Raw genomic sequence first — 13,531 nt, 5'->3', positions numbered from 1 at the left:
CAGGTTGCCCGCAGCGAAGCGGAGGGACGCAGGAACCAGGGTCGCCTTTCTTTTGCTTACTTTTCTTTGGCGAAGCAAAGAAAAGTGAGTTGCATGCCGGGCAACCCCCGGCCAACAACCTCAGCAGAGGGCCCTTCCCCGCGCAACCCAAGCCTCAAGAGCGCAATCTCAAGACGGCACATTCACCACCCGCTCATCATCATCAGGAATCAGCGGCATCCCCTCGTCGGGCTCGACCGGCAGTTCCAGTGCGTCGTCCTCATCCAGTCCCTCCTCGGGTGGGCCGTTACGCGGCTGGCCGTTGTCTGCTGCGCCGGTTTTAAGGGCGGGTCGTCCAATCCTGGGCATTGTGCTTCTCCTTGGGTTTCAAAAGCGTAAAGGGCGTTCATCAATGGTGCCTGGCCTGGATGCCTTGGGCGTGTGATTYAGGACGATGATGCGGGCAACAGCACCAGGGAGCTGCCAAGCCAAGTGGCCTTTTTCCTGTCAGTGCGGGCCGACAAGCGCGCGGCGGGCACAACACTCTCTTGTCCTACATGCAGCGTATCCGGCTGCGCACAGTTCGCATGTCTGTCACCGCTTAATGTCAGCACACGCCTTCGGATACCACACACCGGTCATCGCCGGGATACAGAGGAATCGCAGAGGTATTTTGCGGAATTTTTTTGAAAGAAGCACCATGGACAAAACTACAGCCTCCCCTGATACGACTTCAGGTACCGACAACCCCCTGCAGCGCGGTGTCCAATCTGCAGGGGCTGCGCTTCATAGCGGCATTGACAAGGTGGCGGAGCCGGCCCGCAGTGCCGTAGACCGGGCTTCTTCCGCTGCGCACGAAAGCGTCGACAAGCTGGCCAGCGGTGCGGGCAATGTGGCGGACCGGTTTGCCGACCAGACGCGCAGGGTCACTGAAGCACCAGGGCGGGCCATTGATGCCTCGAAATCCTGGGTACAGGAAAGACCCCTTGAGGCTGTTGGGGCCGCGCTTGCCCTGGGCTTTATCCTGGGTCGGTTGACTGCCCGCTGAGCGTCTGCCTGTACAGGTATTTGGCCAAGGCCGCCGCAGGGCGGCTTTTTGTTGCGCCGAATTGGGTAAAGTAGGCCTTCCCTTTCGGCGCCATCACAAGGCTCAACTGCGGCGCCGGATCTTGCCGGCTCCGAATTGGCCGGGCCCGGCCTCTGCAACTTGCCTACTCTCTTTCGGCCGTGCGCCGACACACGGAACCCCTGTATGGCCAGCAGCCTTCTTGCACTGATCGACGACATCGCCACCATCCTTGACGATGTGGCACTGCTYTCCAAGGTAGCGGCAAAAAAAACGGCAGGCGTGCTGGGTGATGACCTGGCGCTCAACGCCCAGCAGGTCTCGGGTGTGAAGGCAGACCGGGAGTTGCCGGTGGTCTGGGCCGTGGCCAAAGGCTCCTTTGTCAACAAGGCCATCCTGGTGCCGGCTGCGCTGGCCATCAGCGCCTTCATCCCTTGGGCCGTCACGCCGCTGTTGATGGTGGGTGGCGCGTTCCTCTGCTATGAGGGTTTTGAAAAACTCGCACACAAATTCATGCACAACGCAGATGAGCAGGCGGCCGAACACGAAGCGCTGACCGCCGCACTGGCCAATCCCGAGGTGGATGTGCTGGCGCTTGAGAAAGACAAAATCAAGGGCGCGGTGCGCACCGACTTCATCCTGTCGGCCGAGATCATTGCGATCACGCTGGGCACGGTGCAGGCCAGCCCGTTCGTGACGCAGGTGGCTGTGCTGGGAGGCATCGCCATTCTGATGACGGCAGGCGTCTATGGCCTGGTGGCAGGCATCGTCAAGCTGGACGACGGCGGGCTCTACCTCAGTCAGCGCGATGGAGGCGGCACTTGGGGCAAGCTCCAGCGCGCTGCGGGCCGGGCTATCCTGCTGACGGCACCCTGGCTCATGAAAGCTCTCTCAGTAGCGGGCACCGTCGCGATGTTTCTGGTGGGCGGCGGCATCCTGACGCACGGTTTGGCCCCACTGCATCACGCGATTGAAACACTCGCGCAACAAGCGGCCGCAACCGGTGGAGCCGGGGCCTTGCTGGCAGCAGTCATCCCATTGCTGATGGACGCATTGACCGGGCTGGTCGCAGGCGCGGTGGTGCTGGCCTTTGTCATGCTGGCCAAGCGAATCCTGGCGAGCCGCTGATCAACCCTTGCCGAAGACTAGCCGGACTTCCCAGGCTTCGCGGGCTTGTCGGACTCTTCACGGCGGCCTTCGGTCTTGCCGGCGGGCTGGTCGTCTGATACGGGAAATGGCCAGCGGGCTTTTTCACGAGGCGGCGGGGGCATGGCCGCCTCCCGCGCGCGCCGCTCCAGTGCCTTTCGGTTTTCGGTATCAGGCGCAGCAACTTGAAGTCTTGGCATGGGTGTCCTTCGCGGAGGGGAAGAAAAAAGGGTTGATGTACTGAGGTGCACAGGAGATGCAAAGCACCAGACATCGTTGACCTTAAGCCCCTCGCGTGTCTTGCGGTGTAGTCTGCAAGGGACGGCGGGTGTAGGAAAGGCAGGAGGCACCCATGCTCCCCGCCACAAGGCAAAGCCGCGTTACGCGCCCACGTTTATCCCGGCAGGCTGCTCTTGCGCTGTATCAGGTCGTGTTTGGCAAACAGGTCGGCGATCCAGTCGACAAACACGCGCACCTTGTTGCTCAGGTGGCGGTTGGGTGGGTAAACGACGTGGATGGGCTTGGCCTCTGAGCACCAGCCGTTAAACAGCGGCTCCAGCGCACCGCTGCTGATGTGGTGCTGGACCAGGAAGGTGAGCGTCTGCAGGATGCCCAGGCCCGCCAGCGCTGCCGCCACACCCGCGTTCGAATCATTGACCGACAGCTGGTGGTGTCCGCCGATCTCCACGACTTCGCCGTCCTTTTGCAGGTTAACGGTGTAAAGCTTGCCGTCGCGCGGCGAAAAATAGCGGATCAGCTTGTGCGCCTGCAGCTCGCTTGGATGCTGTGGCACGCCATGGCGCTTGAGGTAGGCGGGTGAAGCGCAGGACATCAGGTAAAACTCGCCAATGCGGCGCGCCACCAGCGATTGGTCGGTGATCTGCCCGCCGCGGATCACGCAGTCGACATTTTCTGCAAGGATGTCGATGGGCCGGTCGCTCACGCCAAGCTCCAGCTGGATGTCCGGATAACGCGCATAAAAGTCCGGCAGGGCCGGTATCACCACCGCCAGGCCCAGTGAAGAGGGAATGTCCACCTTGAGCCGGCCGCGCGGACTGGCTTTGGCGCGCGACATGCTTGACTCGAGCTCTTCCATTTCGCCCAGGAGGCGGCCGGCGCGCTCGTAATAGGCGGCGCYGTCTGCCGTCACGGTGACCTTGCGTGTGGTGCGGTTGAGCAGCTTCGTGTCCAGCGACTGCTCCAGTGTCTGGATCAAACGCGTCACCGTGGGCTTGGGCATGCCCATGGAATCTGCCGCCTTGGTAAACGTGCCGGCCTCCACCACCCGTACAAAGGCCTGCATTGCGGAAAATTTATCCATAAAAGAGTCCTGTTGTGCTGAAGTACGCCGGCGGGTGCCTACCTGGTGGCCGATGCTGAAAGGAAGGCTGAGGAAATAAAGTGGTTGCCGAAGAGGCGCCCCTTGCCAAGGAAGGCCGGCAGAAAAAACAGCGAGGCGCGATTGTGACCATCCGGGCAAGTTCAGGTGCCGGATGCGAAATAGCCCTGAAAACCTTCCGGGATTGCCTGCCCGCGATTGACCTTGCCCCCAAGGGAAGCACGAAACTCCGCGCTCGTATGTTCAGGGGAGGCGCCATGGGGGAGGGTGATTTTCAGAGGAAAGGCCTGCTTGCTACCCCTCATTGTTGCACTGGTGAAATAAAGTATAAACAAAACGGCTATTTATTAAGCGACCCGCCGCGCGTATCTTCTGCTGCATTGCAACAAAGAGGAGCCGCGCGCGGCTCGCCATGATGAACAGCCCACAGCCCGTCCCCGCAGGCGCAGACAAAACCCCCCCTCCCTGGGTGGAAAAGCAGATCCAGCTGGCGCTGAAAAAGCCGCTGGACGTGCGCTTTTACGGCCGCCGCAGCACCACCGGGGTTTCTCCACTGGTAGTGCATTTCCACGCCGGCGCGTTTGTGGGCGGCTCCCTGGAGGGCGGTTCCTGCGTAGCAGGGCYGCTGGCGCAGGCCGGCGCGGTGGTGATGTCCCTGGACTACCCGCTGGCGCCCGAGCACCCCTTTCCCAACGCTGTCGAAATAGGCTACGCCGCGCTGGTCTGGGCCGCCAAGGCCCGCCACAAGCTGGTAGGCGCCGGTGCACCGATTTTTGTGGCCGGTGAAGAGGCCGGCGGCAATATTGCCGCCGCGGTGGCGCTGATGGCGCGTGACCAGCACGAGCCGGCGCTGGCGGGCCAGATTTTRATGTCGCCCATGCTGGACCCTTGCCTTGCCACCGCTTCATTGCGCGATGCCGAAGCCGGACCGGTCGGCTGCACCTGGGCTGACGGCTGGCACAAATACCTGCCGCGGGCCGAAGACGCGAGCCATCCCTATGCGGCACCCGGCGCGGCATTCCGCCTGGCAGGCCTGGCGCCAACGCTGCTTGTCACTGCGCAGGACGATCCGCTGCGCGACGAAACGCTGGCCTATGCCGCACGGTTGCGCGCTGCGGGCCTGGTGGCACATGACACCGTATTGCCGGTTCCCACCGGCTGGCCCTGCAGCTACCTGGAGCCTTGCGACTACAAGACCGCCTGGGCGCCCATCCTGCACGAACAGTACACCCGCTTTTTCGCCGATGCGCTGGCTGCGCACGCCACCCATTCCTGAATTTCACAGTTCTTTTTCTTCATTTTTCTTTTGAGGGGTTTCACCATGGCATCGATCCATTTGCAAAACAACAAGCGCCGTTTACTGGCAACCGTCGTAGCCGTATTGGCACTGACGGGCGTGGCAGCCGCCATCTTTGGCGTTTCGGGCACGCGTGCCCAGTCCGGCGCACCCGGCGAGCCGCAGGCCACACCCGTGTCAGTGGCCACTGTCGTGCAAAGCGACGTGTCCGCCTGGGACGAGTTTTCAGGCCGGCTGGAAGCGGTCGAGCGCGTGGACATCCGCTCGCGCGTGGCGGGCACCATCCAGGCCGTGCACTTCCGTGAAGGCGCGCTGGTCAAAAAAGGCGACCTGCTGCTGACGATTGACCCGGCGCCGTATGCCGCAGAGGTGGCGCGCGCTGAAGCCCAGGTAGCCGCAGCGCAGGCCCGCGTGGCCCAGGCCAAGGGTGAACACGAGCGCTCGCAGCGCCTGTGGGGCGAGCAGGCCATTTCCAAACGCGAATTTGACGAGCGCACCAACGGCAAGGGTGAGGCCGAGGCCAACCTGCGTGCTGCGCAGGCCGCCCTTCAAACGGCGCAGCTGAGCCTGGGCTATTCGCAGGTTCGCGCGCCGGTGGCCGGGCGCGTTGGCAAGCTGGAGGTGACGGTGGGCAACCTGGTGGCCGCAGGCCCGGGCGCACCCGTGCTGACCACGCTGGTGTCCGTGAGCCCGATTTATGCAAGCTTTGACGCCGACGAGCAGGTCGTGGTCAAGGCGCTCAAGGACGTGCAGGGCACCAACGCCGGTATCGCAGGCGGCCGCAACCTGGACCGCATCCCGGTGCAGATGGGTACCGCCGCCAGCGCCGACACGCCGTTTGAAGGCAAGCTGCAGCTGGTCGACAACCAGGTGGATGCGCGAAGCGGCACCGTGCGCGCACGCGCCGTCTTTGACAACAAGGACGGCCAGCTGATTCCCGGCCAGTTCGCACGCATCCGCATGGGCCAGGCCACGAAAGGCCAGGCACTGTTGATCAACGAACGCGCCGTCGGCACTGACCAGAACAAGAAGTTTGTACTCGTGGTGGGCGCGGACAACAAGGCGATGTATCGCGAGGTCACGCTGGGCGCTTCCGTTAATGGCCTGCGTGTCGTGAAGAGCGGCCTGGCCGCCAACGAACGCATTGTGGTCAACGGCCTGCAGCGCATCCGCCCCGGTGCGCTGATCACACCGCAGCCGGTCGAGATGACCGCCAAGTCGGAACTCACCGAAAAAGCCGTGAAGGTCGCGGCCAAGTCCTGAGCCCGCCTTGACACCTGAACAAGAAGAATCGCCATGAATCTATCCAAGTTTTTTATTGACCGGCCCATCTTTGCCGGCGTGCTGTCGCTGCTGATGTTCATTGCCGGACTGATCGCGCTGCGCTCGCTGCCGATTGCCGAATACCCCGATGTGGTGCCGCCCACGGTGGTGGTGCGCGCCAACTACCCCGGCGCCAACCCCAAGGTGATCGCCGAAACTGTGGCCACGCCGCTGGAAGAATCCATCAACGGCGTGGACGGCATGCTCTACATGAGCAGCCAGGCCACGACCGACGGCATCATGACGCTCAACGTCACCTTCAAGCTGGGCACCGACCCCGACAAGGCGCAGCAACTCGTGCAAAACCGCGTCTCGCAAGCCGAGCCGCGCCTGCCCGAAGAAGTGCGCCGCCTCGGCATCACCACCATCAAGAGTTCACCCGACCTCACGATGGTGGTGCATTTGCTCTCGCCCAATGACCGCTACGACATGACCTACCTGCGCAATTACGCGGTGCTCAATGTCAAGGACCGCCTGGCGCGCATCAACGGCGTGGGCCAGGTGCAGCTGTTCGGTTCGGGTGACTATTCGATGCGCGTCTGGCTTGACCCGCAAAAAGTGGCCGAGCGCGGTTTGTCCGCCGGCGACGTGGTGCGCGCCATCCGCGAGCAGAACATCCAGGCTGCCGCCGGTGTGGTGGGCGCATCCCCCGGCCTGCCCGGCGTGGACATGCAGTTGTCCATCAATGCGCAAGGCCGTCTGCAAAGCGAAGAAGAGTTCGGCGACATCATCGTCAAGACCGACAAGGGCGGCGCCGTGACGCGCCTGCGCGACATCTCGCGCCTGGAGCTCGGTGCTTCTGACTACGCCCTGCGCTCGCTGCTGGACAACAAGCAGGCTGTGGCCGTGCCGGTGTTTGCCGCGCCAGGCTCCAACGCCATCCAGATCTCCGACGATGTGCAGGCCGTGATGAAGGACCTGAAAAAGAGCATGCCTGAAGGCGTGGACTACGAAATCGTCTACGACACCACGCAGTTTGTTCGCTCGTCGATCGAGGCCGTGGTGCATACGCTGCTCGAAGCCGTGGCCCTGGTGGTGCTGGTCGTGATCATCTTCCTGCAGACATGGCGCGCTTCCATCATCCCGTTGCTGGCTGTGCCTATTTCCGTCATCGGCACGTTTGCGGTGATGCACCTGTTCGGCTTTTCGATCAACGCGCTGAGCCTCTTCGGGCTGGTGCTGGCCATCGGCATTGTGGTGGACGACGCCATCGTGGTGGTGGAGAACGTCGAACGCAACATCGAGGCGGGACTGAGTCCGCGCGACGCCACTTACCGCGCCATGCGAGAGGTGTCGGGGCCCATCATCGCCATTGCCCTGGTGCTGATTGCCGTGTTTGTGCCGCTGGCTTTCATCACGGGCCTCTCGGGACAGTTCTACAAGCAGTTCGCGCTGACTATCGCGATCTCCACGGTGATCTCGGCCGTCAACTCGCTGACCCTGTCGCCGGCGCTCGCCGCCTTGCTGCTCAAGAGCCATGACGCACCGAAAGACGCGCTGACCCGCGGCATGGACAAGGTGTTCGGCCGCTTCTTCGCGGGCTTTAACCGCCTGTTCAGCCGCGGTTCTGAGAACTACAGCCGCGGTGTCAAAGGTGCGATCTCGCGCAAGGCCATCATGCTGGGTGTGTACCTGGTGCTGGTGCTGGCCACGGCAGGTCTCTTCAAGGCAGTGCCCAGCGGATTTGTGCCCGGGCAGGACAAGCAATACCTGATCGGTTTTGCCCAGTTGCCGGATGGCGCCACGCTGGACCGCACCGAAGACGTGATCCGCAAGATCAGCGACATCGCCATGAAACAACCCGGCGTGGAACACGCGATTGCTTTCCCCGGCCTGTCGATCAACGGCTTTACCAACAGCTCCAACTCGGGCATCGTGTTTCTCTCGCTCAAGCCGTTTGACCAGCGCACCACCGCCGACCTGAGTGCAGGTGCCATCGCCGGCCAGCTCAACGGCAAGTTCGGCGGCATTCAGGAAGCGTTTATCGCCATGTTCCCGCCGCCGCCCGTGCAGGGCCTGGGCACCACCGGCGGCTTCAAGCTGCAGCTGGAAGACCGCGGCTCGCTCGGCTATGCCGCGCTGGACGCCGCCACCAAGGCCTTCATGGCCAAGGCGTACCAGACGCCTGAACTGGCCGGCATGTTCTCGAGCTTCCAGGTCAACGTGCCGCAGCTGTATGCCGACATCGACCGTACCAAGGCGCGCCAGCTCGGCGTGCCGGTGACCGACGTATTCGACACCATGCAGATTTACCTGGGCAGCCTGTACGCCAACGACTTCAACAAGTTCGGCCGTACGTATTCCGTGCGGGTGCAGGCTGATGCACCTTACCGCGCCCGCGCTGAGGACATCGGCCTCTTGAAGGTACGCTCGGCCACAGGTGAAATGGTGCCGCTGTCGGCGCTGATGAAGGTCACCCCCAGCTTTGGCCCCGAACGTGCCATGCGCTACAACGGCTTCCTGTCGGCCGACATCAACGGCGGCGCCGCGCCCGGCTATTCGTCAGGCCAGGCGCAGGATGCGGTCGCCCGCATTGCAGCCGAGACGCTGCCACCCGGCATCAGCTACGAGTGGACGGACCTCACGTACCAGGAAATCATCGCCGGCAACTCGGCCATGTGGGTGTTTCCGCTGGCGCTGCTGCTGGTGTTCCTGGTGCTGGCCGCGCAGTATGAAAGCCTGACCCTGCCGATCGCCATCGTGCTGATCGTGCCCATGGGCCTGCTGGCTGCCATGCTGGGCGTGAAGCTCACGGGCGGTGACAACAACATCTTCACGCAGATCGGCTTGATCGTGCTGGTGGGCTTGTCGGCGAAGAACGCGATTTTGATCGTGGAGTTTGCACGCGAGCTGGAGTTTGCCGGGCGCACGCCGCTGCAGGCCGCCATCGAAGCCAGCCGCCTGCGTCTGCGCCCCATCCTGATGACATCGCTGGCTTTCATCATGGGCGTGTTGCCCCTGGTGCTGTCCTCCGGCGCTGGCGCCGAAATGCGCCATGCCATGGGTGTGGCCGTGTTCTCGGGAATGATTGGTGTGACGGCTTTTGGCCTCTTCCTCACGCCGGTGTTCTACGTCACGCTGCGCCGCCTCACGGGCAACCGTCCGCTCAAGCTGCATGGCGAAGTACCGCACGTCGAAGCCTTCGCGGGCAGTGGCGGTGCAGGCGCGCACGCGCAGCCGGCAGCGCCCCTCAAGCTTCACGAATAACAACAAGCATCAAAGGTACAGGAGTTCATCATGAACCATACAACGTCCAAACTGCGCACCGCGCTGCTGCCTTTGCTGGCCGCCCTGGTGCTGGCCGGCTGCGCCACCAGCGCGTCGGTTGACCCGGCGAGCATTCCCGCTGCGCCAGCGGCTTACAAGGAAAACGCTGCCGCCGTCGCGACGGCGCCTGCACCCACGGCTGCGCAATCACAAGGCACCTGGTGGAAGGCGTTCGCCGACCCGGTGCTCGACCAGCTGGTTGAGCAGGCCGGCGCCAACAACAACAGTGTCAAGGTGGCCGCGGGGCGGCTGGCCCAGGCGCGCGCCATCCTGCGCAATACCGATGCCGACCATCTGCCGCAAGTGGGCTTGAGCGGGGGCGCCGTGCGCCAGAGCAACATCACGACCAATCGCGTCGCGCAGACCACAGTGACGGCCGCCGCCAATTTTTCGTATGAAGTTGATTTGATCGGCAAGCTGTCGCTCAACTCGGACGCGGCATCGCTGGACGCGAAATCGCGCGAAGCGTTGCTGCGCAGCACCCAGCTGCTGGTGCAGGCCGATGTGGCGCAGACCTACCTCAACCTGCGCGCGCTCGACACCGAACGCACGCTGGTGCGCGACACGCTGCAGGCCTACCGCAACACGCTGCGCCTGACGGAAGTGCGCTTCAAGGAGGGCGATGTGGCCGAGCTGGACGTGGCCCGTGTGCGCACCGAGGTCGCCTCAACCGAGTCCGATGCACTGGCACTCGACCAGCGCCGCGCCGTGCTGGAACATGCCCTGGCTGTGCTGGTAGGCGAGGTGGCGTCGAACTTTGCCGTCGCGCCTGCTGAATGGTCGACTGCCTTGCCGGTGATCCCGGCCGGCGTGCCCAGCACCGTGCTGGAGCGCCGCCCCGACGTGTCGGCTGCGCAAAGCACCATGCAGGCCGCGCAGGCCCGCGTAGGCGTGGCTGAGGCCGCCTGGTTCCCGACCTTTTCGTTGACGGGCAATGCCGGTTACGCCGCACCCGAGATCAAGGACCTGTTCAAGGTCTCGACCCAGGCATGGGGTGTGGGCGCCTTGCTTTCGCTGCCGATCTTTGACGGCGGACGCCGCCGCGCCGGTGTGCAGAACGCGAATGCCGAACTCGACATCGCCCTGGCCAACTACCGCGAGCAGATCCTCGTCGCCTTCAAGGACGTGGAAGACCAGCTCTCGGCCCTGCGCCTGCTGGCCGAGCAATCCGAGGCGCAGTCGCGCTCGGTCGCCTCGGCCACGCGCGCCACCGTGCTGTCGGATTCACGCTACCGCAACGGTTTTGTCAGCCAGCTCGAGTTGCTGGACGCCCAGCGCAGTGAACTGCGCAACCGCCGTCAGGCGCTGCAGGTCAAGACCGCGCAGTACCTGGCAACGGTGGGGCTGATCCGGGCGTTGGGTGGCGGCTGGGTCTGATCGTCGACCGGGATCGGCGTCCCGTTGAAGCGACTTCCTGGCTGTGATGGCCGGGGAGTCGCTTTTTTCATGGTGCTTCCCAGCGCATCAATGGGCCAGTCAGTCGGCTGGTGGAAAGAATGTCTCAAGGATTGCCTTGAACTGTGAGTACCATAGTGCGACCCCGGCAAGGGGCTAACACGGGAGGAAATCACATGAAGAGAGTTTTGGGTTGGAGCACATTTTGTGCATTTTTGTTGATGGGGTGCGCTACAAATCCGCTGCCGAAAGACTACAGCGGCCCGATCGCCACGATTCAGGACAGTGCCATGTCTGAATCAGGAAGCCGCGCACAGTTTTTTTATTTGAGCGAAGTTAACGGCAAGAGTGTCACGACGGTATTGATGGAAACACGGGCGGCCAACAACGGGCGTGGTTTTTCGTTGACGCCATCGGCGTTTAGCCGCGATCTTCCTGCACAGATTTCGACGCTGAAACTGGAAGCCCGAGTCGACTACGGGGCACCCATACAAGCCATGATGAATGCTTCCACGCTGTATTCCGCGGAGCGGACCCTATTGAACGTCAATCTGGAAAGCAACAAGACTTATGTTGTCAAAGGCATTCTTTCGGCGGACAGGAAAGAGGTCTGGATGGAAGAACTGGGAACGGGGAAACGTGTTGACTAGCCCGCCCGCTCTTTTCAGCCGGTTTTCCTTGAGTGCAGCGCGCTTTGTCTTGCCCGCGCTACTCGGCCTGAGTGGGCTTTTATCGGCATGCACCAGCCAGCCGCTGGTKGGTCAGTATTCGCCTGGTAAAACGGCTTGCTGCGTCACCGTGGCCGACTACACATTCCAGCCTGCAGCACTCGGAAAGGATGTCGAATTCGCTTTTGCCGAAACCACGCCTGTTCTAACTCTGGACGGCCGCGCGGGCCATGTGTTCGGGATCAGCGTGCCTGACGGCTTCGTCGTCACGGCGGCGGTTGTGCAGAGCTTTTTATCGACGGACTACTTGCCAAAAGCCACCGCGGTGGCCCCACGGCTTTATCTTTACGATGCCGGTTTGCGGCTGATCGGCGCTGTTTCGGTGACCGGCAGGCAAAGCGCAGGCGGCTTCTGGCGTTCGTCGCTGTATGGGCGCGTAACCTTGCCCGAAGCTGCTCGCTACATTGTTGTTGCGGCCGGTACGGAGGCTGATGGTGTGGTCCGCTCGGAAAACGGGACACAGTACAGGCCTGCGCCTGCCGCCATCGGTGACATGAGCATTCGATTGTTTGGAAAGGCGGTTAATTGAACCTTGACAGGGTGCCTATGCGGCTCCGCAAGTGCCTGCCGGCGGATCGTTACATGCTATATAATTGATAGCTGGTAGCGCCCGTCCTTATTGGGTTGCAGCCACTTTTCATGGGTAAAAGCGGCCTTTCGGGGCCGTTTTTGCGTTTCTGGAGCCCTGCGGCGGCCCTAAAAGGGCTTTGGCAGTGCTTTCAGCGGGTGCATCTGTTAAAACACCCGGTTCTCCTCCGCTTTTCACCGTCTACCTTTGTCTGCCACTGATGTCTTCTACCGTTACCCCTTCCACCGCCGTCGCCCATCCCCTTATCCACTGGACCGAGGGCAAGGGCAACGTTGCCTACTCGGCGCGCTGGCGGTCTGAGCGCGGTGCGAATCCACCGAAGAAGGTGGTGGTTGCCGACGACAGCATGGCGGCCGACACGGCTTACCGGCTGGCGTGTGAAGGCACGGGCCTGCTCTGGCGCGGTGACTTCCAGAATGCGCGCCTGTTGCTGCAGGCCCTGGCGCGCCGCGTTGACAAGCCCGCCAAGCCCAAACGCACCAAGCGTGTGAAAGACACCCCGGCTGGCGAAACCGCCGTGGCGCAAGCCGCAGCCGYGCCCGTCTTTCCCGAAGCCTTTCACCTGCACCGCCAGGCCCAGGCGCAGCGTGCGCGCGTGCTGGGCATGGTGCTGATCCCGTTCGATGGCGATTATTCGATTCCGCTGCGCCGCGCGCCTGATGCCAAAAAGGCCTGCGCCGAAGCCTGGGGACCGGCCCGGGATGGAACGGTTCCCTCGGTCGCATCGCTGCGCGAACTGATGGGTTTCATCAGCTCCCATGAATGGCGCCGCAAGGGCGTGCCGATTCCCGCGCTCGGTGAAGACGGGCCGCATAACCGCATCCATCCGCACTACGGCGTTTTCTCGCCGGTGCGCGGCGAATACATCGACCTGGTGGCGCAGGCGCCCGTGCCTGAAGGCACCGAGGACCTGACGGGGTTTGACATCGGCACCGGCACCGGTGTGCTGGCGGCTGTGCTGGCGCTGCGCAGCGGCATCCAGCGCGTGGTGGCCACTGACCAGGACCCGCGCGCGCTGGCTTGCGCGCGCGACAACCTCAAGCGGCTGGGTTTTCCCCAGATTGAAGTGCGCGAGGCCAACCTGTTCCCCGAAGGCAAGGCGCACATCATCGTCTGCAACCCGCCGTGGTTGCCGGCGCGGCCCGGCTCGCCTGTCGAGCATGCGGTGTACGACGAAGACAGCCGCATGTTGCTGGGTTTCCTTAATGGGCTGGCTGCGCACCTGGAGCCGAAGGGCGAGGGCTGGCTGATCCTGTCGGATATTGCCGAGCACCTGGGCCTGCGCACGCGCGCCTGGCTGCTGGCGGCGATTGATGCGGCGGGCCTCAAGGTCGTGGACCGGCTGGATGCGCAGCCGCATCACCCCAAAGCCTCGGACGCCGGCGATGCGCTGCATGCGGCG

The 13,531-nt window shown here is 63.2% G+C and carries 13 protein-coding genes; 10 read left to right on the top strand and 3 right to left on the bottom strand.

Going from position 1 to position 13,531, the window contains the following annotated elements; translation table 11 throughout:
- Positions 1-168: 168 nt before the first annotated feature.
- Positions 169-348 (bottom strand): hypothetical protein, encoded by a 180-nt coding sequence (locus AC1D0Z_RS10675; protein ID WP_477658223.1) that lies wholly within the window; start codon positions 346-348, stop codon positions 169-171.
- A gap of 331 nt (positions 349-679) precedes the next feature.
- On the opposite strand from AC1D0Z_RS10675, the gene AC1D0Z_RS10670 reads away from it, so the two are divergent.
- Both AC1D0Z_RS10670 and AC1D0Z_RS10665 read left to right on the top strand, forming a co-directional pair.
- Positions 680-1,027 (top strand): ElaB/YgaM/YqjD family protein, encoded by a 348-nt coding sequence (locus AC1D0Z_RS10670; RefSeq protein ID WP_477658222.1) that lies wholly within the window; start codon positions 680-682, stop codon positions 1,025-1,027.
- 204 nt (positions 1,028-1,231) lie between these two features.
- Positions 1,232-2,173, top strand: coding sequence for a DUF808 domain-containing protein (locus AC1D0Z_RS10665; RefSeq protein WP_477658221.1), 942 nt, complete (start codon positions 1,232-1,234; stop codon positions 2,171-2,173).
- Between the two features lie 17 nt (positions 2,174-2,190).
- On the opposite strand, the gene AC1D0Z_RS10660 is transcribed toward AC1D0Z_RS10665, so the two are convergent.
- Together AC1D0Z_RS10660 and AC1D0Z_RS10655 are read right to left on the bottom strand one after the other, a co-directional pair.
- Complete coding sequence (locus tag AC1D0Z_RS10660) at positions 2,191-2,391, bottom strand: hypothetical protein (protein WP_477658220.1); 201 nt, start codon at positions 2,389-2,391, stop codon at positions 2,191-2,193.
- Between the two features lie 194 nt (positions 2,392-2,585).
- Entirely contained in the window at positions 2,586-3,512 is a 927-nt protein-coding gene (locus AC1D0Z_RS10655; RefSeq protein ID WP_477658219.1) for a LysR family transcriptional regulator, read from the bottom strand.
- Positions 3,513-3,592: 80 nt separating this feature from the next.
- Between AC1D0Z_RS10655 and AC1D0Z_RS10650 the strand changes: the two genes are divergently transcribed.
- From AC1D0Z_RS10650 to AC1D0Z_RS10615, 8 genes are all read left to right on the top strand, one after another.
- Positions 3,593-3,946, top strand: a complete 354-nt coding sequence (locus AC1D0Z_RS10650) for a hypothetical protein (RefSeq protein WP_477658218.1) — start codon at positions 3,593-3,595, stop codon at positions 3,944-3,946.
- Positions 3,946-4,806, top strand: coding sequence for an alpha/beta hydrolase (locus tag AC1D0Z_RS10645; RefSeq protein WP_477658217.1), 861 nt, complete (start codon positions 3,946-3,948; stop codon positions 4,804-4,806). Before AC1D0Z_RS10650 ends, AC1D0Z_RS10645 begins: the two co-directional genes overlap by 1 nt.
- Before the next feature lie 45 nt (positions 4,807-4,851).
- On the top strand, positions 4,852-6,090 hold the full coding sequence (locus tag AC1D0Z_RS10640; RefSeq protein WP_477658216.1) for an efflux RND transporter periplasmic adaptor subunit: 1,239 nt from the start codon (positions 4,852-4,854) through the stop codon (positions 6,088-6,090).
- Between the two features lie 33 nt (positions 6,091-6,123).
- A complete protein-coding gene (locus tag AC1D0Z_RS10635) occupies positions 6,124-9,357 on the top strand; it encodes an efflux RND transporter permease subunit (RefSeq protein WP_477658215.1) in 3,234 nt (1,077 codons plus the stop codon).
- A gap of 30 nt (positions 9,358-9,387) precedes the next feature.
- The gene (locus AC1D0Z_RS10630; protein WP_477658214.1) at positions 9,388-10,794 is read left to right on the top strand and encodes an efflux transporter outer membrane subunit; all 1,407 of its coding nucleotides are present in this window, start codon (positions 9,388-9,390) and stop codon (positions 10,792-10,794) included.
- A 194-nt stretch (positions 10,795-10,988) separates the two neighbouring features.
- The gene (locus AC1D0Z_RS10625; RefSeq protein ID WP_477658213.1) at positions 10,989-11,462 is read left to right on the top strand and encodes a hypothetical protein; all 474 of its coding nucleotides are present in this window, start codon (positions 10,989-10,991) and stop codon (positions 11,460-11,462) included.
- Positions 11,463-11,490: 28 nt separating this feature from the next.
- Positions 11,491-12,069, top strand: coding sequence for a hypothetical protein (locus tag AC1D0Z_RS10620; RefSeq protein ID WP_477658212.1), 579 nt, complete (start codon positions 11,491-11,493; stop codon positions 12,067-12,069).
- Between the two features lie 259 nt (positions 12,070-12,328).
- Positions 12,329-13,531, top strand: a 1,203-nt coding sequence (locus AC1D0Z_RS10615; RefSeq protein WP_477658211.1) for a methyltransferase, incomplete at its 3' end; no start/stop codon positions are given.

The organism is Polaromonas sp. P1_E3 (genome assembly GCF_056405935.1).
The sequence above is the reverse complement of the archived record's forward strand: the minus strand, read 5'-3'. Positions and strand labels throughout refer to the sequence as shown.